Origin of the sequence: Aeromonas sp. QDB03 (assembly GCF_027707985.1) — a bacterium.
Taxonomy (GTDB): domain Bacteria; phylum Pseudomonadota; class Gammaproteobacteria; order Enterobacterales; family Aeromonadaceae; genus Aeromonas; species Aeromonas hydrophila.
On sequence record NZ_JAPCJG010000002.1, the window covers coordinates 250,987 to 274,520 of the forward strand.

Annotated in this window: 20 protein-coding genes; 10 read left to right on the forward strand and 10 right to left on the reverse strand. The window is 62.5% G+C overall.

What is annotated here, in order from left to right:
• The first annotated feature begins 257 nt into the window (after positions 1 to 257).
• Positions 258 to 2,147 carry an exotoxin A binding domain-containing protein gene (locus PG900_RS05885; protein WP_333563438.1) on the forward strand — a complete coding sequence of 630 codons (1,890 nt, stop codon included), beginning with the start codon at positions 258 to 260 and terminating at the stop codon, positions 2,145 to 2,147.
• A 76-nt stretch (positions 2,148 to 2,223) separates the two neighbouring features.
• Here PG900_RS05885 and rluF read toward each other — a convergent pair whose 3' ends face one another.
• Positions 2,224 to 3,258, reverse strand: a complete 1,035-nt coding sequence (gene rluF, locus PG900_RS05890) for a 23S rRNA pseudouridine(2604) synthase RluF (RefSeq protein ID WP_270831073.1) — start codon at positions 3,256 to 3,258, stop codon at positions 2,224 to 2,226.
• A 619-nt stretch (positions 3,259 to 3,877) separates the two neighbouring features.
• On the opposite strand from rluF, the gene gdhA reads away from it, so the two are divergent.
• Both gdhA and PG900_RS05900 read left to right on the forward strand, forming a co-directional pair.
• On the forward strand, positions 3,878 to 5,224 hold the full coding sequence (gene gdhA, locus PG900_RS05895) for an NADP-specific glutamate dehydrogenase (protein WP_270831074.1): 1,347 nt from the start codon (positions 3,878 to 3,880) through the stop codon (positions 5,222 to 5,224).
• 198 nt (positions 5,225 to 5,422) lie between these two features.
• Positions 5,423 to 7,006 carry an alpha/beta hydrolase gene (locus tag PG900_RS05900; protein ID WP_270831075.1) on the forward strand — a complete coding sequence of 528 codons (1,584 nt, stop codon included), beginning with the start codon at positions 5,423 to 5,425 and terminating at the stop codon, positions 7,004 to 7,006.
• 124 nt (positions 7,007 to 7,130) lie between these two features.
• On the opposite strand, the gene PG900_RS05905 is transcribed toward PG900_RS05900, so the two are convergent.
• Entirely contained in the window at positions 7,131 to 7,499 is a 369-nt protein-coding gene (locus tag PG900_RS05905; protein WP_124252002.1) for a VOC family protein, read from the reverse strand.
• 139 nt (positions 7,500 to 7,638) lie between these two features.
• Entirely contained in the window at positions 7,639 to 8,106 is a 468-nt protein-coding gene (locus tag PG900_RS05910; protein ID WP_270831076.1) for a hypothetical protein, read from the reverse strand.
• Between the two features lie 257 nt (positions 8,107 to 8,363).
• On the opposite strand from PG900_RS05910, the gene PG900_RS05915 reads away from it, so the two are divergent.
• The gene (locus tag PG900_RS05915) at positions 8,364 to 9,041 is read left to right on the forward strand and encodes an HNH endonuclease (protein ID WP_270831077.1); all 678 of its coding nucleotides are present in this window, start codon (positions 8,364 to 8,366) and stop codon (positions 9,039 to 9,041) included.
• Positions 9,042 to 9,099: 58 nt separating this feature from the next.
• Here the strand turns inward: PG900_RS05915 and PG900_RS05920 are convergent, their stop codons facing one another.
• The 4 genes from PG900_RS05920 to PG900_RS05935 all read right to left on the reverse strand — a co-directional run bounded on the left by PG900_RS05920 (position 9,100) and on the right by PG900_RS05935 (position 12,236).
• A complete protein-coding gene (locus PG900_RS05920) occupies positions 9,100 to 9,687 on the reverse strand; it encodes a histidine phosphatase family protein (RefSeq protein ID WP_270831078.1) in 588 nt (195 codons plus the stop codon).
• 141 nt (positions 9,688 to 9,828) lie between these two features.
• Positions 9,829 to 10,482 carry a helix-turn-helix transcriptional regulator gene (locus PG900_RS05925; protein WP_005299461.1) on the reverse strand — a complete coding sequence of 218 codons (654 nt, stop codon included), beginning with the start codon at positions 10,480 to 10,482 and terminating at the stop codon, positions 9,829 to 9,831.
• 58 nt (positions 10,483 to 10,540) lie between these two features.
• A complete protein-coding gene (locus tag PG900_RS05930) occupies positions 10,541 to 11,830 on the reverse strand; it encodes an L-cysteine desulfidase family protein (protein WP_270831079.1) in 1,290 nt (429 codons plus the stop codon).
• Positions 11,831 to 11,852: 22 nt separating this feature from the next.
• Positions 11,853 to 12,236: a Rid family detoxifying hydrolase gene (locus PG900_RS05935; protein ID WP_005299455.1), complete on the reverse strand. Its 384-nt coding sequence runs from the start codon at positions 12,234 to 12,236 to the stop codon at positions 11,853 to 11,855.
• A gap of 248 nt (positions 12,237 to 12,484) precedes the next feature.
• Between PG900_RS05935 and PG900_RS05940 the strand changes: the two genes are divergently transcribed.
• The 3 genes from PG900_RS05940 to PG900_RS05950 all read left to right on the forward strand — a co-directional run bounded on the left by PG900_RS05940 (position 12,485) and on the right by PG900_RS05950 (position 16,546).
• Entirely contained in the window at positions 12,485 to 13,780 is a 1,296-nt protein-coding gene (locus tag PG900_RS05940) for an aromatic amino acid transport family protein (protein ID WP_270831080.1), read from the forward strand.
• Positions 13,781 to 13,969: 189 nt separating this feature from the next.
• Entirely contained in the window at positions 13,970 to 15,976 is a 2,007-nt protein-coding gene (locus PG900_RS05945) for a methyl-accepting chemotaxis protein (protein WP_270831081.1), read from the forward strand.
• Between the two features lie 279 nt (positions 15,977 to 16,255).
• The gene (locus PG900_RS05950; RefSeq protein ID WP_270831082.1) at positions 16,256 to 16,546 is read left to right on the forward strand and encodes a hypothetical protein; all 291 of its coding nucleotides are present in this window, start codon (positions 16,256 to 16,258) and stop codon (positions 16,544 to 16,546) included.
• A gap of 65 nt (positions 16,547 to 16,611) precedes the next feature.
• Here the strand turns inward: PG900_RS05950 and PG900_RS05955 are convergent, their stop codons facing one another.
• Positions 16,612 to 16,800: a hypothetical protein gene (locus PG900_RS05955; protein ID WP_042065358.1), complete on the reverse strand. Its 189-nt coding sequence runs from the start codon at positions 16,798 to 16,800 to the stop codon at positions 16,612 to 16,614.
• A 284-nt stretch (positions 16,801 to 17,084) separates the two neighbouring features.
• Positions 17,085 to 18,986, reverse strand: coding sequence for a biosynthetic arginine decarboxylase (speA, locus tag PG900_RS05960; RefSeq protein WP_024943754.1), 1,902 nt, complete (start codon positions 18,984 to 18,986; stop codon positions 17,085 to 17,087).
• A 27-nt stretch (positions 18,987 to 19,013) separates the two neighbouring features.
• On the opposite strand from speA, the gene PG900_RS05965 reads away from it, so the two are divergent.
• The 3 genes from PG900_RS05965 to PG900_RS05975 all read left to right on the forward strand — a co-directional run bounded on the left by PG900_RS05965 (position 19,014) and on the right by PG900_RS05975 (position 23,119).
• Positions 19,014 to 19,271 carry a hypothetical protein gene (locus PG900_RS05965; RefSeq protein ID WP_270798449.1) on the forward strand — a complete coding sequence of 86 codons (258 nt, stop codon included), beginning with the start codon at positions 19,014 to 19,016 and terminating at the stop codon, positions 19,269 to 19,271.
• A 782-nt stretch (positions 19,272 to 20,053) separates the two neighbouring features.
• Positions 20,054 to 21,277 (forward strand): peptidase T, encoded by a 1,224-nt coding sequence (gene pepT, locus PG900_RS05970; protein ID WP_270798451.1) that lies wholly within the window; start codon positions 20,054 to 20,056, stop codon positions 21,275 to 21,277.
• Positions 21,278 to 21,418: 141 nt separating this feature from the next.
• Positions 21,419 to 23,119, forward strand: coding sequence for a lysophospholipid acyltransferase family protein (locus PG900_RS05975; RefSeq protein WP_270798453.1), 1,701 nt, complete (start codon positions 21,419 to 21,421; stop codon positions 23,117 to 23,119).
• Positions 23,120 to 23,205: 86 nt separating this feature from the next.
• On the opposite strand, the gene PG900_RS05980 is transcribed toward PG900_RS05975, so the two are convergent.
• On the reverse strand, positions 23,206 to 23,517 hold the full coding sequence (locus tag PG900_RS05980; RefSeq protein ID WP_270798455.1) for a SelT/SelW/SelH family protein: 312 nt from the start codon (positions 23,515 to 23,517) through the stop codon (positions 23,206 to 23,208).
• Between the last annotated feature and the right edge of the window lie 17 nt (positions 23,518 to 23,534).

A 23,534-nucleotide genomic window follows, 5' to 3' on the forward strand; every position in this document is an offset into this window, starting at 1 on the left:
GGGCCTGCTGAGCAAATCATCAGCAAAAACTTCATATCCATTTGATTTGTAACATATTAAACCTTCCCATATGGTGGGTTGCGCCGCCATATGAGCCCATTAAGGTAAGGCACTCAGACGAGAATTAATCTCGTTTCGTCTGACAGGGAAGAGGCTGTATTCATCAAGGAGGAGAACGCCACGCGTTAGTGGCTTTGCCATTACTCAAAGGAAATCACATGCAGACAAACACAAAATGGGCTTCTCTACTCGGTGGCTTGGCCATGCTAGGCGGTGCCATCTCACCGGTCATGGCCGACGAGTCATTCAACCTGTGGCAGGAGTGCGCCACCCGCTGCACTCTGGATCTGGCCCAAGGGGTGCGCGCCAGCCAGCTCGATGTCGCCGGCCTGCTGGGTGAACAGGCCGGAGCAGGGGTACTGCACTACTCCATGGTATTGGAAGAAGGGGGAGACAGCCTCAAACTGGCCCTCGGCAATGCGCTGACCCTGCGCACGGATGGCACCACCATCACCCTGACCAGCGCCACCGCGGGCAAGGGCCCGCGCACCTACAGCTATACCCGCCAGGGACGCGGCAACTGGTCGTTGCACTGGCTGGTTCCCGTCGGCGACGATGCGCCCGCCAGCATCAAGGTCTTCTTCCACGAGCTGGATGCAGGATCCGAGGTGAGCCATATCTCCCCCATCTACAGCATCGAAGTGAGCGACGACCTGCTGCGCACCATGGCCAGCAACTCGACGTTCTTCGTCAGGCACGTGGAGAACAATCAGGTCAATCGCAACCTCACCCTCAGTGCGGCCGGTGTCGGCTTCGTGGCGGCGCCCACCCAGCACAGCCGTCAGAAGCGCTGGAGCGAGTGGCATACCGGCAAGGTGTTGTGCCTGCTGGATCCGCTGGATGCGGTCTACAACTACCTGTCGCAGCGCACCTGCAACCTGGGTGATACCTGGGAAGGCAAGGTCTACCGGGTATTGGCCGGCGCACCCGCCTCCCACGATACCCATATCGTGCCGACCGCCATCAGTCATCGTCTGCACTTTGCCAAGGGGGACGGTCTGGCGGCCCTCACCACTCATCAGGTTTGCGCCATACCGCTTGAATCCCTGGCCAGAAGCCGTCAACCCAGAGGCTGGGAAGAGCTCAGCCAGTGCGGCTATCCGGTCCACAATCTCATCACCCTCTATCTGCTGACCCGCCTGCCATGGTCCCAGCTTGATACCGTGATCACCCAGGCGCTGGCCAACACCACGCCAGAGGAGGGCTCAACACCCCGGGGGCAGCTGGCACAAGCCATTCGGGAAAACCCGGCCCAGGCACGGCTGGCCCTGAGCATGGCAGCCGCACAGAGCGATGCCTTCAGCCACCAGCAGGCGGCCAATAGCCAAGAGCAGGCCGCCAGCGCCGACGTGGTCAATCTCACCTGCCCCGCCGCCGATCTCAACTGCCTGGCGCCGGCCGACAGTGCCGATGCCCTGCAGGAGCGGGACTATCCAAACGGTGCCAGCTTCCTGGGTGACGGGGACGAGGTCAGCTTCAGCACGGCCGGTACTCGCAACTGGTCGGAGCCCCGCCTGGAGCAAGCCCATCGCCAGCTGCTGGCGCGCGGTTATCTCTTCGTCGGTTATCACGGCACCTTCCTCGAAGCCGCCCACAGCATAGTGTTTGAGGGGGTGCATGAACGGGATCAATCCTCCATCGCCCCCTGGCAAGGCTTCTATGTCGCCGGCGATCCGGCTCTCGCCTATGGTTACGCCCAGGATCAGGAAGCGGATGCCCGTGGCCGCATCCGCAATGGAGTGCTGCTGCGGGTATATGTGCCGCGCGACGCACTGCCCCACCTCTACGCGACCCAGCAGACACTGGCCGATCCCGGCGCCGTCGATGAGGTCGGCCGCCTGATTGGTCACCCCCTGCCGCTGCAGCTGGAAGCCATCACAGGACCGGAAGAGGAAGGCGGACGCCTGGAAACCATTCTGGGTTGGCGGCTGGCAGAGCAGGCAGAGCAGGCAGTGGTGATCCCATCCACCATACCGACGGATCCGCGCAACGTCGGCGGCGATCTGGATCCTGCCAGCGTGCCTCAGGAAGAGAGTGCCATCAGCACCTTGCCTGATTACGCCACCCAGCCCCGCGACGAACTCTGAATTGCGGTTCATCGATACAAAAACACCGGCCTGTGGCCGGTGTTTTTTACTGTCAACGCGGGGAGTGAGAGGGGGCTTAGCGCCCTTTCTTCTGCCGCCCACCTTGACCGGCGCGCGGTTTGCCGGCGGCCGGTTTGGCCCCCTTGCTCGGGGCACCTTTGCCTGCGCTCCCTTTGGCTGCGCCGCCTTTACCGGCAACCCCCTTGCCGGCCGGGCTCTTGCTTTCGAATGCCGACGGCCCCGGCACGTTGGGACGCCCGCCAATCTCGTGGTCATCATCCCGGCGCGGTTTTTTGCCCGGTGCCGGCTTGCCGGCTTGCGCGGCGGATGCCTTGGGTTTACCGCCCTGCCCGGCGGCAGCTTGCCCGCCTTTGGCCGGTTTCACCTCGGAGGAGGAGTCTTCAATCAGCTTGAACAGCTCGATCAGCTCGTCGTCGGTGAGATCGCGCCACTCGCCCACCGGCAGCCCCTTGAGGCTGACGTTCATGATGCGGATACGCTCGAGCTTGGTCACCTCGAAGCCGAAATGCTCGCACATGCGGCGGATCTGGCGGTTCAGCCCCTGCACCAGCGTGATGCGAAACACGAACGGCGCCTCTTTCTTCACCTTGCACTTCTTGGTGACGGCACCCAGGATCGGCACCCCGGCGCCCATGCCCCGAATAAACTCGTCGGTGACCGGCTTGTCGACGGTCACCAGATACTCTTTCTCGTGATCGTTGCCCGCCCGCAGGATCTTGTTGACCAGATCGCCGTGGTTGGTCAGGAAGATGAGCCCCTGGGAGTCTTTGTCGAGCCGGCCGATGGGGAAAATGCGGGTACTGTGGTTGACGAAGTCGACGATGTTGTCCTTCTCGCCCGCCTCGGTGGTGGAGACGATGCCCACCGGCTTGTTCAGAACGATGAAGACCAGGCTGTCCGCCTCGCGCGGCTCGATCACCTGGCCGTTGACCTTGACCAGATCCCCGGCAAACACCTGATCCCCCACCCCGGCCCGCTTGCCGTTGATGAAGACGTTGCCCTGCTCGATAAAGCGGTCGGCCTCGCGGCGCGAGCAGATGCCGCTCTCGCTGATGTATTTGTTCAGGCGCATGGATTCATCAGCCAGCATGGGTCACCTGCCACTGGCCTGCGGCCTGGATCCGGGTCATCAGGGCGGCACGCTGCCGGTTCACTAACTCAAAATTGTGCATATCATTCCATCTTCAAAAAAGGCCGCTACCGACCTGTCCGGCAAAAAGCGCCGACACATTAACATATTGCCCCCTGACACACGCCGGATAGTTGCACTCGGCCCGTCCCCTTCTCGCAAAATGCGCCCCCTGTCACGCGGCCAACCCCCAGAATTGCATGACCATTCGATTGCCGCCAGCACCGCCGAAGTCAGCATGGCAATGGCCACTTCCGCCGTTGTACGGGGTTCTGTCGCTACGCCATAAAGATGCATGAAATATGCAATTAACGATAATCCAAGCCAAATGACAGCAACATTTACTTGCTATTTATTAATCAAAAATGCATAAAAAGATTTTGATTCGCGCGAATTATCTGCCCCTATCAACGCTCTTTTCTGCTGTTTTCGGCGATTCACACAACAATTTTCGCCCAATTGCGAAAAACACCAAATATTCACCTGCATCCAGGCCTGACAAAAACCATAAATTTGGCTGCAGGGTGTGCACTTTTCTCTGGCAAGAGGCCACTTTTACCCTTCACTACAGGAGTTACAGATGAGTCATTCCCTCTCCCAGGCGGATTTTCTGGCCCAGGTCGCCAGCCGCAATCCCCACCAACCGGAGTTCATTCAGGCCGTGAGCGAGGTGATCGCCTCCATCTGGCCTTATGTGGCGCGCCACCCCCGCTACCTGCAGCACGGCCTGCTGGAGCGGCTGGTGGAGCCGGAGCGGCTGATCCAGTTTCGGGTGAGCTGGGTGGATGATCGAGGCCAAGTGCAGGTGAACCGGGGCTACCGGGTGCAGCACAGCTCTGCCATCGGTCCCTTCAAGGGGGGGATGCGCTTTCACCCCTCGGTGGATACCTCGGTGCTCAAGTTCCTCGCCTTCGAGCAGACCTTCAAGAATGCCCTCACCACCTTGCCCATGGGCGGTGGCAAGGGGGGCAGCGATTTTGATCCCAAGGGCAAGAGCGAGGGAGAGGTGATGCGCTTTTGCCAGGCGCTGATGCTGGAGCTGCATCGCCACCTCGGCGCCGATACCGACGTACCGGCCGGCGACATCGGGGTAGGCGGGCGCGAGGTGAGCTACATGGCAGGCATGATGAAGAAGCTCACCAACAGCGCCGAGTGCGTCTTTACCGGCAAGGGGCTCTCTTTTGGCGGCAGCCTGATCCGCTCGGAGGCCACCGGTTACGGCCTGCTCTATTTCGTCGAGGCCATGCTGGCCAACCGGGGGCAATCCCTGGACGGCAAGACGGTCTCTGTGTCGGGCTCAGGCAACGTGGCCCAGTACGCCATCGAGAAGGCGATGGCCCTCGGCGCCCGGGTCATCACCGCCTCCGACTCCGGCGGCACCGTCTACGATCCGGCGGGCTTTACCCCCGAGAAACTGGCGCGGCTGATGGCACTCAAGAACGAGCAGCGCAAACGCATCGCCGATTACGCCCACGAGGAGGGACTGGAGTTTTTCAGCGGCCGCACTCCCTGGCACCTGCCGACGGACGTCGCCCTGCCCTGCGCCACCCAGAACGAGCTGGATGAGTCGGACGCCGTCACCTTGATTGCCAATGGCGTGCAACTGGTGGCCGAGGGGGCCAACATGCCGAGCAGCGCCGCCGCCATCCGCCGCCTGCACGAGACCAAGGTGCTGTTTGCCCCGGGCAAGGCCGCCAACGCCGGCGGGGTCGCCACCTCGGGCCTCGAGATGAGCCAGAACGCCCAGCGCCTCTGCTGGAGTCGGGAAGAGGTAGATGCCCGCCTCAAGGGGATCATGACCAGCATCCACGCCACCTGTGTGCACTATGGCCAGGATGAGACGGGTCACGTGAACTACGAAAGCGGCGCCAATATCGCCGGTTTCGTCAAGGTGGCCGACGCCATGCTGGCTCAAGGGGTCTGCTGACGCCGCCAGCGACCACGAAGACGGACAGCATTACCACAGAGGGCAGCCCCGGGGCTGCCCTCTGTTTCATTGGATGAACTGCTCACTGTCTGTACTTATCACCTTGTTTCCCTTAGGCTTTAAGCCAGCTTTCGACCCTTAGTACGGCCGCCGTGGACGCGGGGCTGCCCCTCTTTTATCAGTGCCAAGGACTCTCCCATGCTGGCTCGCACCCGCCGCCTCGTTCGCCGCCTTCTTCTCAGCCTGCTGGGCTTGCTGCTGCTCGGCTGGACCCTGATCGCCTACTTCGCCTGGCAGGCGGCGCCGCTGCAGCCCTGGCACACCCTGGTGCCGCCCGAGCTCAGCGCCGAGCAGCTCGATAACAGCGACTGGCAGGCCTATCTGGCCCACGAGCAGCAGCTGTTCGAGCTGGTGACCAAGGAGGTGATCGCCAGAACGCCGCCGGAGCAGCAGCTCGACAGCAATCGCTACTATCAGGATGCCCCCATCAATCCGGCTCATTTTGCAACCGACTGGAACCGCTCCTATCTGCTGCGCCCGAGCGGCGAGGTGAAAGGGGTGGCGGTGTTCCTGCACGGTCTGACCGACTCCCCCTACAGCCTGCGCCACCTGGCCCAGCGCTACCGTGAGCAGGGCTTCATCGCCCTGGGGCTGCGCATCCCGGGCCACGGCACCGTGCCGGCCGGGCTGGTCGACATCGACTGGGAGACCTGGCTGGCCGCCACCCGGCTGGCGGTGCGCGAGGCCAGAGTGCTGGCGCCAAGCCCGCTGCCGCTGCATCTGGTGGGGTTTTCCAACGGCGGCGCGCTGGCGGTGAAATATGCGCTCGATGCGGAAGGTGACAAGACGGGGGCACTGGCAAGGCCCGATCGGCTGGTGCTCATCTCCCCCATGATAGGGGTGACCCGCTTTGCCCGTTTCGCCGGTCTCAAGGCGGTGCCCGCCCTGCTGCCCGCCTTTGCCAGCGCCGCCTGGCTCGACACCATGCCGGAGTTCAACCCCTTCAAGTACAACTCGTTTCCGGTCAACGGCGCGCGCCAGTCCTACCGGCTGACTCACGCCATCCAGCAGCAGGTGCGTGAGCAGGCCGTCAGTGGCGAGTTGGCGGCCTTCCCGCCCACCCTCACTTTCCAGTCGGTGATGGACTACACCGTCAGTACCCGCTCCATCATCGCCGATCTCTACCATTTCCTGCCTGCCAACGGCAGCGAGCTGGTGCTGTTCGACATCAACCGCGGCACCCTGTTCGGCCCGCTGCTAAGCAGCGCCTCCGAGCTGGCGCTGAGCCACCTGTTGCCGCGCCCGCCGCTCTCCTACCGGCTGACGGTGGTGGGCAACCAGGCTCCCGCCAGCACCCGCACCCAGGCCAGCAGTCTGCCGGCCGGCGGCGGACCTGAGCAGATCCAGCCCCTCGACATCGACTACCCCAGGGAGATCTACTCCCTCTCCCACGTGGCCCTGCCCTTCCCGATGGATGACCCCCTCTACGGCATGGCGCCACGGCCCGAGCAGCGCGAGCAATACGGCATCAACCTGGGGGGGTTGGCCCTGCGCGGTGAGCGCGGGGTGCTGATCGTCAACTCCGGCGCCCTCACCCGTACCTCCTCCAACCCCTTCTTCCCCTATCTGCAGGAGAAGGTGATAGAAACGCTGACGGCGCCAACCCAACCGCCGGCCGGCAAACAGCCAACCCCGGTCTGGGACAGCGAAGACGAGGCCGCCTATCAGGCGGAGCGGGAACAGTTTCTACAGGATGCGCAGGAGAGCGAGGCTCCCTTCTAGGGGCCCTGGCCAGGACCCGTGGCGGCTGTCTGTCAGGATGGGGTTAGCACGGAGCCTCTCACCACTTGCCCCGATCGCCCCGGCAGGACGGCATCCACCGGCAGTCACCCGATGCCAAGCGCCATCAGGGATAACGGCTGATCTCAATCAGGTTCTGATCCGGATCCAGGCAGTAGACCGACTCGATGGTGCCGCAGGCTCCGCTCTTGGTCACCGGCCCCTCCACTATCTCCACCCCATGGCAATGGAGCTGGGCGATGACCTGTTCCAGCGGCCAGCGGGTGATGAGGCAGAGATCTCCCGAGCCCACCTGCGCCCGGTTGCGCGACTCCTGTCCCAGCAGTTGCAGATTGATCTTCTGGTTGCCAAAGCGCAGGGCCCGGCGCCCCGCCCCGAAGGTGATGGCTTCCATGTTGAGCACTGAGCTGTAAAACGCGACGGCCCGCTCGATATCACTGACCGTCAATACCAGATGGTCGATATGGCTGATCATGTCCCCTCCTGGTCTATGTGTGTCGATAGCGCTGGCCCGACAGACTGACCTGTGGGCGCCCTCATCATACCCAAGTGCACACCCAGCATCTGTGCTGAATGGCGCAAAGCCGCTAGCTGAGTGAAGGCAGCATTGGCCTTCACTGTTGGTTACCACACGCCTGGTCACGCTGGGCCAGCAGGGCTTCATCATCACTGTCCATCGCGGCCAGAATGGCTTGATTGCAGGCGCGTTCGGCCTGCCGGACCGCATCCGGTTTACTCTCGCGAATATCGGCGATCATGGGGCGGTAGTTAACTGAAGCTGCGCAATACATGGCGCGATACTGAGGCTGCTGCAAGTGGCTGTCATCCTGGCGCGATAACTGATCGCACAGCTTGCTAAATAGCGCTGCCGCCTTGACGGTGCATTGGCTGAAGCGCCTTGCATCCTGCTCGTAACTGCGGCAGACGCTTTTCGGCTGCAACTGCCAAAACTGGAAGGCAAAGGGGATTTGTTCCCCCTCATACTCCACCACCAGCGACTTGAGCTCAGTGCCATAAATATCCGATACCTGCTGCTGTACCAGATTGAGATAAGCCGAGAAAAGATAAGAAACCGGATCCATCACCACCTCCTTGTGGATGACCTGGGTCAACTGACGCTTGTGACTCCCCCTGCGCTAAGCCCCTAATGAAAGGACCCACTCTAGCCTACCGCTTACTATCAGCTAATTGCTTGATGATGAACACATTATTGTACCGATACAGCTGAAATAAGGTGTCGATTGGATTAAGATGCACGCCATATCAGGTAACTCGGATGGGGCCATCCCGATCAAATCGGGGCTTGAGGCGACCGAGAAACAGGGCTGAGGAGCCAGTTTTGCGCGGGACATGGACAGAAGAGGAATTAAGGGCTACGGTCAGCGCCTACCTGGCGATGCGCACCATGGAACAAAATGGCGTCCCCTTCGTCAAAAAGCGCTATTACACCGAACTCGCTAACCAGTTTGGCCGCACCGAGAAGGCATTCGAGTATCGAATGCAGAACATCTCCTATATCTGCGCCCTGCTAGGGCGGACCTGGGTATCAGGTCTCAAGCCGGCTAAAAACGTGGGCCCCCACAATGCCCCCATCATAGAGCGCCTGCTCTGTGAACTCGATGGCCAACCCTATACCGGCAAGGCTGCCTTTGAGCATCAAGTGAGCCGCTACCAGACCAAGCCTGTACTCCCCACGCCCATCGGCATCCAAGAACCACAGCAGCGTTATGCTACCAACACAAGCTATGGGCGAGATCCAAAGGTGAAGGCTTGGGTATTGATGACGGCGGCGGGCCACTGCGAAAGCTGCGCACAACCGGCCCCTTTTCATGCCACCACGGGGGACGCCTTCTTAGAGGTGCATCATCTGCGCACACTCGCCGAAGGGGGTTCGGATACCATCAGCAACACGGTGGCGCTCTGCCCTAATTGCCACCGTGAGCTGCACTATGGCGTCAACCAGGCACAAAAGCGTGAAGCTCTTTACCAGGTGCTGCCCAGGCTGGTACGAGAATAACGCGCCTTCTGCACTCATAAACAAACGGCTCGCCAATGGCGAGCCGTTTTGGTCGGGATCAACAGGGGATCCGCTCGATACGGCCGCCGCTCAGTTTGAAGAAGGCATCCTGCGGCAACTCTTGCAGCCAGGTGGTGGTGTAGTCCAGTTCCGCATAGGCGCCGCGCAGCATGGCGCCGAACAGGCCGTGGGAGACCACGATGGCGCGCTCGGCGATCTGCTCATCCTGCAGCCAGTTCAGGGCCCGGCCTTGAATGCTCTGAAAACTCTCCCCCGCGGGGGCTTGCAGATACCAGTCTGACTGTTCCAGATCCAGCTCGGGGTGGGCCGCCAGCAGCTCGGGCACCCGGCGACTCTCCCACTCCCCCATCCCCAGCTCCACCAGCCGCTCGTCCCAGACGATACGCTCTTGGTCCAAGCCAAGTTGCTGGCACACCCGCTCCGCGGTCTGGCGCGCCCGACCGAGGGGGCTGGCGTAAATCGTCCAGTCGGCAGGCTCGGCCAGGAGCTTGGCCAGACGGGCCCCCATGGCGAGGGCCTGGGCTTCACCCTTGGCGGTCAGTTCGGAGTTGCAGCGCCCCTGCAGCCGCAGTTCGGCGTTGTAACGGGTCTGGCCGTGGCGCAGCAGATAGAGGGTACGGGACATGGTTTCTCCAGCAGGTTCAATGAGATAACAACAACAGAAGAGGCATGATAACAGATGCGCCGGGGCAGCCAAGGCGCAGGCGGGGGGCGGAAAAAACAAAACGGGTCAATGCTGACCCGTTAATGCTGGCTGGCGCCGTGCTCAGCCCTTCTTGATCTCCCGCAGATAGCGGTAGATGGAGTGAACCGAGATGCCGAGCTGGCGGGCCGCTATCTGGGCGCTGTCTTTGAGCTCGAAGATGCCGAGCTCGTGCAGCTGGTTGACCATGACCCGGGTCTTCTGGGACGGGGGCACCGCCTCGTTGCCGCGCACCTCGGCACTGACGGTGTCGATGGTGCTGTTGAGGGCCTCGTCGATGTTGCGGGCAAACACCTCAGGGGTGGCATGACCATCGTGGCCGTGCAGGCACTCCGGCATCATGGTGCGCAGCACGGATTGCAGCGGGGCATCCATGTCGGTGTTGATGCAGAGCAAGCCGATGGCCTGCCCCTCGCCATTGCGAATGACGGTGGTGAGGGAGCGCAGCGTCTTGCCGGTGGCGCACTTGGTCATGTAGGGGCTGGAGATATCCTGCCCACTCTTGAGTTTCATCATCGCCAGGTTGGTGATGGGGGCACCGACGCTGCGCCCCGTGATATGACCGTTGGCAATCTTGATGATCGACGGATTGCGCGCATCCAGGCTGTGCAGCAGCACCTCGGTGTGCTGACCATACATGGCGGCGATGCCGTCCACGATGATCTCCATCGCCTTGAGGATCTCGAAATCGGTCTGACTCAGCTCTTGCAGCTTCACATTGAAACCTTATAAAAGGGCCGCCGACCCGGGCAAGGGCGGCAGCCGACAGGGACACTCAGGCGGACATGATATCAATAATGGTGCTGTCTGTGGCAGACATGCCGTCTTTGACCATCTGGCCCACGTTGCGAATGGTCTGCTCCACGTTGCCCGCCACGATCCCCTGCCCCGACACCCCGTGGCTGTTGAGCGCCATCAGGAAGCCGCGCACCGCCGCCCCGGAGGAGGTGCTCACCTTCATGGCGCAGGAGGCCTTGGCGCCATCGCACACCATGCCGGCGCTGTCGCTCAGCACGTTCTGGATGGCGTGGCAGGATTGCTCGAAACTGCCGCCCGCCAGGTAGACCATGGCCATGGCGGCCGCCGCGCTGGTGACCGTGTTGCCGCAAAAGGCCGACAACGGCGGATAGTGGGACTTGATGTAGATAGCCCCCAGGTGGCTCATGATGAGGGCGCGGGCCAGCTGCTCTTCGCTGGCACCGAAGCGCTCGGCGATGACCACCACCGGGATGGTGGCGGCGATGCCCTGGTTGCCGCTGCCAAAGTTGCTCATGGCCGGCAGGCTGGCGCCCCCCATGCGGGCATCGGAGGCCGCCGCGGTGCGCATCACGATGCGGTTCATCACGTCCCCACCGATGAGACCGGCCTGGATGTTCTGCTGCATGGTGCGGCCGATCTCGAGGCCGTAGGGGTTGTTCATCCCCTCGTCGGAGAGTTTGCCGTTGAGCTCGGAGGCCTGCAGGATAAAGCGGATCGGCTCGAACTCCACCTGGGTGGCGAACTCATGAATGGCGGCGATGCTGATGTCGACACCGTCGCAGATGGCGCCGGTGGCGCCGCCCTGGCCCTGCTCGGCCGTGAAGGTTACTTCATCATTGCGGCGCTGCTCGACGATGCGAGTATGGCCACCGCACAGGGTCACCTCGGCGCTGTGCTCGGTGCCCTCTGCATCAAGGCCCAACAAGCGGACCCGGCAATAGATGAACTCGGGGGTCGAGGTGCGGCTCACCTGCACCTGGCCTGCATCGATCAGCTCCTGCGCCTTTGCGACCTGGGCCGGCGTGATGGCGGCCAGCACCTCCAGCCCGGCCTCGGCGTTACCGCCGATGGCACCGGCGGCAGCGGCAATGGCCAGCCCAATCTTGCCGGTGCCCGGTACATAGACCCCCATGGAGTTCTTGTAGAGGTTGTCCGAGACCACCACCTCCAGCCGGACGGGCTTGCAGTCCAGTTGCCGGGCGGCGACGGCGGCGGCATAAGCGGCGGCGATGGGCTCGGTACAACCCAGCGCCGGTTTGACAACCTGTTGAATAATCTGCAGATACTGCTGCCACGCTTGCTTCATCAGAACACCCTTTCTATCAACATTAACCAGCGATGTGAGCGATCGCTTCCACTTCCACCCTGACACCCATCGGCAGATCCTTCACCGCAAAGCAGCTGCGGGCCGGGCAATCTTTCAGGAAATAGCGTTTATAAACCTCGTTGAACGCGGCAAAATCACTGATCTCGGCGAGATAGCAGGTGGTCTTGAGCACGGTATCCAGGTTGCCGCCGGCGGCCTCCAAGACATGCTTGAGATTCTCCAGCGCCTGACGGCTCTGGGCTTCGATACCCCCTTCCACCACGCCGCCCTGCTGTTTGCACACCGGCAGCTGGCCGGAGGTAAAGATGAGGTCGCCATAGGCAGTGCCATGGCTGTAGGGACCGATGGCATCGGGTGCGGCATCCGCCACGATGATCTTTTTCATATCGCCACTCCTTAAAATGCAATTATTTTTGCAATCAATAGTCTCGTCTTGTTCAACATTATTTGCTTATTAGGCATTCCATTCAACTAAAACCTGCAAAAACAGCGATAAATTCGGTAGCAGGCGCAAATTGAAAGCGTGATCTGTCTCCCTCTTTAGGTAGAAGAGCGATAAAAAGCATTGTTTTGCCGCTTTTTATTCAACTATATTTGCGCCTGATTTTTACCCCTACAAAAACAAGGTATTTTATGGACGCGCACAGTACGACACTCACCCGGCCCGTGATGGGCACGCTGGAATGGAAAGAAGCGGTTCGTTTTGACAGCACCGACTGGGGCTGGGTCATCATGAGCATCGGCATGGCCATCGGGGCGGGGATCGTCTTCCTGCCGGTGCAGGTGGGACTGATGGGGCTGTGGGTGTTTCTGCTGTCGGCGGTGATCGGCTACCCGGCCATGTACATGTTCCAGCGCCTCTTCATCAATACCCTGGCCACCTCGCCCGAGTGCAAGGACTACCCCAGCGTCATCAGCGGCTACCTCGGCAAGAACTGGGGCGTGCTGCTTGGCGCCCTCTACTTCGTGATGCTGGTGATCTGGGTGTTCGTCTACTCCACCGCCATCACCAATGACAGCGCCTCCTTCCTGCAAAGCTTCGGGGTCACCCAGCAACTGCTCTCCGAGAATCCCTTCTACGGCCTGGTGCTGATCTGCGCCCTGGTGGCACTGGCGTCGCGCGGCGAGAACCTCTTGTTCAAGATCTCCACCTTCATGGTGCTGACCAAGATCAGCGTGGTGGCAGTGCTCGGCCTGATGATGGTGAGCAAGTGGGATGCCGCCAACATCACCGCCATACCGGCCAGCGGTGACTGGCTGAAGGATGCCATCGTCATGCTCCCCTTCACCCTCACCTCCATTCTCTTCATCCAGAGCCTGAGCCCCATGGTGATCTCCTACCGCTCGCGGGAAAAATCCCTGGAAGTGGCCCGCTTCAAGGCGATGCGCGCCATGAACATCGCCTTCGGCATCCTGTTCGTGGTGGTGTTCTTCTACGCCGTCTCCTTCACCCTGGCCATGGGCCACGAGCAGGCGGTCAAGGCCTCCGAGGAGAACATCTCGGCGCTGGCCATGGTAGCCCAGGGCATGCCGGGCCAGACCCTCAAGCTGCTCAGCCTCACCCTCAACATCTTCGCGGTGATGACCGCCTACTTCGGCGTCTATCTCGGCTTTCGTGAAGCCTGCCAGGGGCTGGCGATGAACCTGCTGCGCCGGGTGATGCCGGAAGAGCGCATCAACAAGGGGCTGGTGGGCAAGGGCATCATGCTGTTCACCGTGCTGCTCTCCTGGGGGGCCATCGTGCTCAACGCCCCGGTGCTGAGCTTCACCTCCATCTGCAGCCCCATCTTCGGCATGGTGGGGTGCCTCATCCCGGCCTATCTGGTCTATCAGGTGCCAGCGCTGCACAAGTACAAGGGGGTCTCCCTCTACATCATCATCGTCACCGGCCTGCTGCTCTGCGTCTCGCCCTTCCTGGCGTTCAACTGAGCCGCGACCTTCTCCCATCGGCAACGGGCCACCCTCAGGGTGGCCCGTTTTTCTGACCCATTCAGCCCCCCTCGCCACGGGAAAAAGCCAAGGGGATCACAACTTCCATCCCGCCCCCAGCCGAGCCCCCCGGCGAGGAGTAATATCCAGCCATCCCGCTACACGCCCCGTCGGGGCCCGAGGCTTCATATGAAATGGATATTCACGCCCGCCATCCGGCTCGGCAATCAGCTCTCCTTCAAGTACAAGTTTTTGCTCTGGTCCTGCCTGATGCTGCTGCCGCTCGCCTACAGCATGACCAACCTGCTGGGTCGGCTGCAGGACGACAACGCTCAGGCCCGCAAGGAGCTGGCCGGCGTGGTCAAGCTGGCGCCGCTGCCCGCCATCGAGCAGGCCCTGCTGACCCATCGTAACCTGGTCACCCGGCACAGCTATGAACAGAACCCGGTCGGCGAAGAGGAGGTCAAGGCCGCAGCCCGGGCCGTCGATGCGAGCCTGGCCGCCTTTGCCGCCACCAAACAGCAAAACCCCGTGTTCGATACCCTCGCCCAGGAGTGGTCCAGCCTGCAAAACGAGGCGCTCGGGCTCGAGGTGGATCAGAGCAACCTGCGCCACGACAAGCTGCTGACCGAGGTACGCCACCTCTACAAGAGCATCACCGCCGCCAGCAGCCTGGTGCAGGATCCCGCGCTCGGCACCTACTACATGGTGGTGCTCGCCAGCGAGCGGCTGCCGCAGCTGCGCGATCTGCTGGCCCAGGTGCGGGATCGGGCCGCCACCATCGCCGACTTCGGCCTGTTTCAGGCCCAAGGGTATAGCGCCCTGCGCTTTCGCCTCGACCTCATCAACGCCACCCTGCAGGAGCTGGAGGCCGACCTGACCCTGCTCTATGAGATGGCCCCCACCTATCGCAGCGAGCTGGGCCAGCAGACCGACACCCTGCTGCAACAGGCCCATCAGGGGGTCGACACTCTGGAAAACAAGATGATGAAGGATCAGCAGGTGCAGCTCTCCAGCAAGGAGGTGCTGGCGCTGGGGGATGGGCTGGATGCCGCCATCACGGCGCTGGCGGGTCAGGTGCGTCAACGGCTGGAGGCGGATCTGCACCAGCGCATGACCGCCAACCAGCGCCACTTCTGGTGGGTGACCGGGCCGCTGACCGCCATCCTGCTGGTCTATCTCTACCTGATGATCGGCGCCTACCTCTCCTTGCGCGGTACCGTGGGCCGGGTGCGGGAGATCGCTGCCCGGGTCAACGCCCAGGATCTCAGCCAGCAGATCGAGATCGTCGGCCAGGATGAGCTGGCCGCCATCAGCCGGGATTACAACGTGACCCTGCAGACCCTGCGCACCCTGATGCTGCGGGTGCGGGAGAACGGCGTCAGCGTGGTGGAGAGCGCCACCGAAATCGAAGTGCGGACCTGCCGTTCCCAGGAGGTGATCGCCGATCAGCAAGGGGAGACCCATCAGGTGGCCACCGCCATCAAGGAGCTGGCCGCCACCTCCCACGACATGGCGGGCAACGCCCAGCAGGCCGCCCGCATGACCCAGGAGGCGCAGGCCGTGGTGGGTCAGGGCGAGGCGGTGGTTGAACGTACCATCAAGGCCATCGACCACATCAACCGCGAGGTACTGCGCACCGCCGAGACCATCGGCCAGCTGGAGCAGCAGTGCAGCCAGATTGGTGGCGTGATCGTGGTGATCCGCGGCATCGCCGAGCAGACCAACCTGCTGGCGCTCAACGCCGCCATCGAGGCGGCCCGTGCCGGCGAGCAGGGACGCGGCTTCGCGGTGGTGGCCGACGAGGTGCGCTCGCTGGCCAACCGCACCCAGGGGGCCACGGTCGAGATCCAGCAGATGATCGAGCAGCTGCAAACCGGCGCCCGCGCCTCGGTCAGCGCCATGTCGGCGGCCAGCCGTGAGGCGCAGGAGGGGGTCGGTCTGGCCCAAGAGGCCCAGCAGGCCTTTGGCGCCATCACCGAGCGGGTGGGCAGCATGGTCGACACCAACTCGGTCATCGCCAGCGCCATCGAGCAGCAAGGGGCCGTGGTCAACGAAATAGAGCGCAACGTGGTGCGCATCTCCGATGGCAGCGACGAGGCGCTGCAGGTGGCCAACGCCGCCCGCGACGCCGCCCGCCAGATCCACCAGCTCACTGAGCAGCTGCGTGCCATGGTGCAAAGCTTCGTGCTCTGAGCCGGCGCCCGTCACCTACGCCAGCCCCCTGCCGGGGCTGGTTTTTTTTGCCAATTCAGACGATCGGGCAGCATTGTTTTTCTTGGCGAAAAAAGTATCGACTACCCATTGTGCGATGAGGAGAAAGCGGGGTAATCTTCAGCCACAACAAGATTCGAACGTTACCTTTTTGCCTACCACAGGCCCGGGGATCAGTTCGACGCCCGAGAAACAGTTCGACGAAAGTCCGGCGAGAGGAAGCTCGCATCACGACACAACCGTTCAGGCGAGGTATCGCAAATGGCGAAGTACCAGTTTTTCTCTATCCCGACCTCCAACCGGCAGCAGTACACCTTTATCGACATGGCCTCCCCCACCTTCCTGCCCGAGAAAGAGGCGCTGCTGGCGCAGGGGTTCGAGGTGGAAGAGGATTTCATCGACGCGGCCAACCCGCGCGAGGCGGTGGAGAAGTATCGCTCCAACTTCCTCTACGTGGCCGATGAGATAGGCAAGTCGGACGCCGGTTACGCCGCGGCCATTGCCGTGCAGGCGCTCGGCAAGGGACTGCTGGGGCAGAAGCAGGGCAATTGAGCAGATAAATGAAGCGCGGCCAGCGGCAAGCTGCCGATGGCCGCAGGCAATGCTGGCAATGTAGTTCAGCAGCGGGCGAGCTGGCGGAGCATCTCGATCAGCTCCTCTTCGCTGCTGGGCTCATAAGCGAGCTGCAGGCAGGGCGCAGCGCCCCCCATCAACATGTAGACGTGGGTGCTGCAGTGATCGTAGTGATACCACTTACCGTCGATACAGACGTCGGTATAGCATCTCGGGTCCCTTTCAAGTTCCATACGCACATCCTTTTGTTACATCCCCTCAACATCACTCTGACCGTAAGATAACCCGGCCGCTGCAAACTTGATGCAGATCAAGGGAAGCGACGGCCGACGCGGATATCTGCCGGATCTGCGGGCCATGGGGCCCAACACCGACATCTATCAGCCGCATTCAGCCCAAGGCTCGCCGCACCAGCGCCTGCTGCGGCAGATCGTGCGCAACAAAAACGGCGCCCGCAGGCGCCGTTTTTTATCTCCGCGCCACGTGGTCTCGCGGTGCGGGGGAACAAGCCTCAGGCTTATTCGTCTTCCAGGTAGGCGTAGCCTTGCAGACCCAGCTCCAGCTCGTCGAGCAGGGCCTTGCGGGTCGCGTCGTCCAGCGCCGGGTGGGAGACGATGCGCTGGTAGTTCTCGCGGATGACGGACGGGTCGATGTTGACGTAACGCAGCAGCTGGTCGACGGTGTCGCCGCGCACCACGTTGCGAATGTCCATCTTGCCTTCGTCATCGAGCCACACTTCCGCGCAGTGGGTGTCACCGAACAGGTTGTGCAGATCCCCCAGGATCTCCTGGTAGGCACCCACCAGGAAGAAGCCGACGTGACACTCTTCGTTCTCGCCATACACTGGCATCGGCAGGGTGCTCTCGACCCCCAGACCGTCGACATAGTGCTCGACCTGACCGTCGGAGTCACAGGTGATGTCCATCAGGATGCCGCGGCGGGTGAGCGGACGCTCGAGACCGGCCAGCGGCATCACCGGGAACACCTGACCGATACCCCAGGCATCCGGCAGGGACTGGAACAGGGAGAAGTTGGCAAAGCACTTGTCAGCCAGTTTCTCGGAGAGCTCGTCAGCCAGCGCGCGGTGGTTGCGGTTGACCGGGTTGAGCAGCTCTTTGAGCGCCAGACAGGTGTTCTGGTGCAGCATCTCGGCCCAGGCGCGTTGCTCCAGGTTCAACAGGCCCATGGTGTACTGGGTATTGACGTCACCCAGGTCTGCCACCGAGTCGTGGAAGATCTCCAGCAGAGAGGGATCTTCGCTGCGCAGGTCCAGCCAGCCTTTCCACATGTTCTGCAGAATGGTGGGCGCATCGTCGTCCGGTGCGCTAATGTCGTTCATCTCCACCCCTTCGGCACCAATGATGTTGGTAACCAGCACGGCGTGGTGAGCGGTCAGGGCACGGCCAGACTCGCTGATGATGGTCGGGTGCGGCAGGTCGAACTCGCGGCAGACATCGCCGATGCCCCACACCACGTTGTTGGCGTACTCGGAGAGGCTGTAGTTGGCGGAGCAGTGGCTCTGGGAACGGGTTCCCTCGTAGTCCACCCCCAGGCCGCCACCGACGTCAACCACTTCGATGTTGGCACCGAGGCGACGCAGTTCGGCGTAGAAACGGCCGCACTCGCGGATGCCGCCCTGGATGTCGCGGATGTTGGCGATCTGGGAACCCAGGTGGAAGTGCAGCAGTTGCAGGCAGTCCAGCTTACCCAGCCCGCGCAGACGCTCGATCAGCGCCAGGATCTGGGAGGCGGAGAGACCGAATTTGGACATGGAGCCGCCGCTCGATTCCCACATACCGGAGCCGGTGGAAGCGAGCTTGGCACGCACCCCGATGTTGGGTTTGATGTTGAGACGAGCTGACTCGTCCAGCACCATTTCCAGCTCGGAGGGCTTCTCCACCACGATGTAGACCTTGTGGCCCATCAGGTTGCCCAGCAGGGCGTGGCGGATATATTCGCGGTCTTTGTAACCGTTGCAGACGATCACCGAGCCTTGCTCATGGTGATGGGACAGCACGGCCAGCAGTTCCGGTTTGGAACCAGCTTCCAGGCCAAGCCGGGGCTTGTCGCTGTAGGACTGGCTGATGGTCTCGATGACGCGACGCTGCTGGTTTACCTTGATCGGGTAAACGCACAGGTAGTCCCCTTCATAGCCTGACTTCTCGATGGCCTGACCGAAGGCGTTGAACAGCGCATCGACCCGACTCTTGAGGATGTCAGGGAAACGCAGCAGTACCGGAGTGGTCAGCCCGGATTGACGCAACTGTTCGATGGCGTCGGAGAGCACGATCTGTGCATCAGGGCGTGATTTGTCGGGAGCGACGGTCACATGACCGGCGTCATTGATGTTGAAAAAACCCGCACCCCAGTAGGGAACGTTGTAGACCTTCAAGGAGTCCTTGCTGGACCAGTTAGTCATGGGCTATGCCTCGCAAATGAGCGGCCGGTGGCCGCCTTCGTTACCCTCAATCACATCCAGACCATCGATGACAAGGTGCGGCGCGCCGAGGCGGCCTGCCGGCTCGGGAAGGGCGACTCCTGCAACCTGCGTGCACTACGCGGCGGGTTGACTCGGGCCCTTCCGTCACATCCCTTGCACATCGCGGCAAGCCTAGGCTGCCTGGTGGATCTTGGGGAAGTAACGAGTCTTGATGTGGGGCTGGTGGCTTTACATCAAGCTCAACGGTATGCGGTGCTGCACTAACAGCGCCGCGGTACTTTGATGACGGACAGCATCAGCCACGCGGTCCGTTCATCATTCGGCAGCCATCACGACAGCAAGGGAAGGTTCCAAGGAAGAGAAGCGAAGGCGTCAGCACGCGTGCGTGTTGATAGACGACAACAACCACAGCCAGCTCAGCACCAGTGACCGCCCATGACAAGGGAAGATGATGAGCCGTTGGCTCACTCGGTCAGCTGGACATTGAGTGTCCGTTGTTCTCCCTGATACCGGAGCCTAACCGGTATTAAAGAAACCATACCCTAGCAGTGTCTGTCGTTGCTGCGTGCCTCGCCCTATAGGCGTCTGATCTTCCGGGAGTCTGGCGGCCTCTGCCTGCTCAGGGTTACCCTTGGATCGGCGCGGAGTGTACACACTTACCGCCAGCGGTGACAATAAAAAATAGTGTTCAAAAACTGCTTTTAATAAGGCGATCAAATCTTGCTGCCAGCAGGCCTGGCATGCGGGGGAACAAGTCCGTCCACCCCCTCTTTTCCACCCTGAAAATAACGCCGGTTTGCGCCATCCGTTGTCGCCCCCGACACCCTCAGTACTGAGCGCCTGCCGAGCCACATCACAAGCCGCTTAAAAATGTCAGCAATTGGATATTTTATGCTGCGCTTGATATCAACAACCAGAGCCTGAACCACCTTACACGTTTACAGCCAGATCTTCGCCAAAAAATGCGGCAAAAACTGCGCTGACGCAAAAAGCCGCGCCGCCAGATTGGCCACAATGGCCCCTCCCCACCGGTACGAGGCTTGCCAATGGATACCTTGCTTGAGCGTTTTCTGCGTTACGTGACTTTTCATACCCGCTCCGATGCGACCAATCCCGCCTGTCCCAGCAGCGAGGGACAGCTCGTCTTCGCCCGCGCCCTGTGCGACGAGATGGAGCAGATGGGGCTGAGCCGGGTCACCCTGGACCAATACGGCTACCTCACCGCCTGCCTGCCGGGCAACCAGCCGGACGCGCCGGCCATCGGCCTCATCGCCCACATGGATACCGCCGACTACGAGGCGGCGCACGTGGTGCCCCAGATCATCGAAAACTATCAGGGCGGCGACATCTGTCTGGGCAAGGGGGACGAGGTGCTGGCCATTCGCGACTACCGCTTCCTGAAAAACTACCTGGGGCAGGATCTCATCACCACCGACGGCAGCACCCTGCTGGGAGCCGACGACAAGGCGGGCATCGCCGAGATCCTCACCGCCATCGACCACCTGCTGGCCCACCCCGAGATCCCCCGTGGCGATGTCTGGGTCGGTTTTACCCCGGACGAGGAGATAGGGCGCGGCGCCGACCGCTTCCCGCTGGACCGCTTCCCGGCCAAATGGGCCTATACGGTAGACGGCGGCGAGCTGGGTGAGCTCGAATACGAGAACTTCAACGCCGCCAGCGCCACCGTGCGCTTTATCGGCAACAACGTGCACCCCGGCACCGCCAAGGGCAGCATGATCAACAGCCAGACCCTGGCCGCCCGCTTCCACGCCGCCATGCCCGCCGAGCAAACCCCGGAGGCGACCGACGGCTATCAGGGCTTCTTCCACCTGGCCCAGATGAACGGCACAGTGGAAGAGACCAGCCTGCACTACATCATCCGCGACTTCGACGACGAGGGCTTCGCCGCCCGCAAGGCCCAGCTCAAGGAGCGGGTCGCCTCGCTGCAGCTGGAGGCCCCCAGGGCGCGCATCGAGCTCACCCTGACCGACAGCTATCGCAACATGCGCAGCCAGATCGAGCCACACATGCACATCGTCGAGCTGGCCAAGGCCGCCATGCAGGCCGCCGACGTCACCCCGAGGATCAAACCCATTCGTGGCGGTACCGACGGGGCGCGGCTCTCCTTTATGGGGTTGCCCTGCCCCAACCTGTTTACCGGCGGCCACAACTTCCACGGCAAGCACGAGTTCATCCCGCTGCAATCCATGGAGAAAGCCGTCACCACCCTGGTGGAGCTGGTGCGCCTGACTTCGGCCTGGCGCGGCTAAACCGGCCATCGTCACCGCCATGACCCAAGAGGGGAGCCGGTTAACCGGCGCCCCTCTTTGCCATCAAACTGTCATCCCGCTGCCATGGGGCGGGAACAGAAGGGCGTCAGGCTAGGGCAACGACTCATCGGAGCCCAGCCCATGTTCAGTGTCGATGCCCTGCTACAACAACACCTGCCCCGTCTCTCGGCCCACGGCCTGCTGCGCCCCCTGCTCCGGCAGGGGCTGCGCTGGCTGCTGCACGAGCAGGCATTTCAACGCTTTGCCACGAGTCATCCTCACCTGCGCGGACTCGACTTCGTCGAGCAGGCGCTGACCGAGCTCGACTTCGACTACCGGGTGAGCGAGGCCCAGCTCGAGCACATTCCGGCCAGCGGCCGGGTCATCATCGTCGCCAACCACCCCATCGGCTCCCTCGACGGGCTGGCCCTGCTGCGCCTGCTCGGCCGCATCCGGCCGGACGTCAAGATAGTGGCCAATCAGCTGCTGGCCCAGCTGACACCGCTGCGCCCCCTGCTGCTGCCGGTGGACAACCTGAGCGGCAAGACCGACCGGCGCGCCATTCTGGCGATGGGGGAACACCTGGCGAGCGAAGGGGCGCTGGTGATCTTTCCCGCCGGCGAGGTGTCGCGCCTCGGCCCCAAGGGGGTCAAGGACGGCCCCTGGCAGGCAGGCTTCATCAAGCTGGCCCAGCGCACCCGCACCCCGCTGGTGCCCATCCACCTGGACGGGCGCAATGGCCTCTCCTTCTATCTCGCCGCCTGGCTCCACAACGACTGGGCGGGGCTGTTGCTGGTCAAGCAGCTGTTTCGCCAGCAAGGGAAACGCCTCGGCGTCACCATCGGCGCCCGCATTCCGGTGAGCGGAGTGCAGGAGCTGCCCGCCAAGAGCGCGGCCCGGCTGGTGCGCAGCCACCTCTACCGGATCGGACGCGGCAAGCGGGGTTTGCTGGCCACCGAGGCCCCCATCGCCCTGCCGGAGGAACGCCGTCAGCTCAAGCAGGCCATCGACGCCTGCGAGGCGCTCGGCCATACCCCGGATGGCCAGGGGATCTACCTCTACCGGCGCCACGAGCTGAGCCATTCGGTGATCCTGCGCGAACTGGGGCGCCTGCGGGAAATCGCCTTTCGGGCGGTGGGGGAAGGCTCCGGCAGGCGGCGGGATCTCGACGCCTTCGACGATGACTACCACCACCTCATTCTCTGGGATCCAGCCCGGCTCGAGATCATCGGTGCCTACCGTTTCGCGCCGGTGGCCGAACTGCTGGCCAGCAAGGGGCTTGGCGGCCTCTACAGCCACACCCTGTTCGGCTTTGAAGAGAAATTGCTGCCCAGGCTGGCGCTTGCCATCGAGCTTGGCCGCAGCTTCATCCAGCCCGCCTACTGGGGCAAGCGGGGGCTCGATTATCTCTGGTTCGGCATCGGCGCCTATCTGGCGCGCTATCCCCGCTATCGCTACCTGTTTGGCCCGGTGTCGCTCTCCGGCAGCCTGCCAGCGGCGGCCAAGGATCTGCTGGTGAGCTTCTATCGCCAGCACTTTGCCCCCGAGCTCGCGCTCGCCCCCTCGCGCCGCCCCTACCCCGCCACGCCGCCGCTGTTTACCGGGCTGGATTACGGCGCCGATCTCAAGGAGCTCAAGGCCCGCCTCGACAACCTGGGTTGCGCCATTCCCACCCTCTACAAGCAGTACTCCGAGCTGTGCGAGCCGGGCGGCGTGCAGTTCATGGATTTTGGCATCGACCCCGACTTCAACCACTGCATCGACGGCCTGGTGTGGGTGGATGTGAGCCGCCTCAAGCCCCACAAGCGGGCCCGCTATATCGGCCTTCCCGCAGAGGAATAGCCGGGCACAACTGCCGACCGTTGACTGGGCGCCACAACGAGAGAGGGAGGCCTGCGCCTCCCTCTCTTTGTCATTGATGCTGTGGCCTACTCGGCGGCCGGCTTGCGATCGGCGTGGCCCAGGTCGCGTTCGGGGGCGATGACATCGCGCACCCGCTGCTTGATCTCCTTGGCCTCGGGGAAGCCATCGTCGGCCACCCGATCCCACACCAGCACCCCGTCCACCAGGATGCGGAACTCCCCCTTGCTGGCCGGCACCAGCGCCACCTCGCCGAGATCGCTGTCGAAGGTGGAGAGCAGCTCCTGGGCCAGCCAGGCGGCGCGCAGCATCCAGCGACAGAGGGTGCAGTAGCGGATCTCGATGCGGGGTTTGGCGGAGGGCAGCGTCGTGTCGCTCATGTGGTCACTCCATCAAT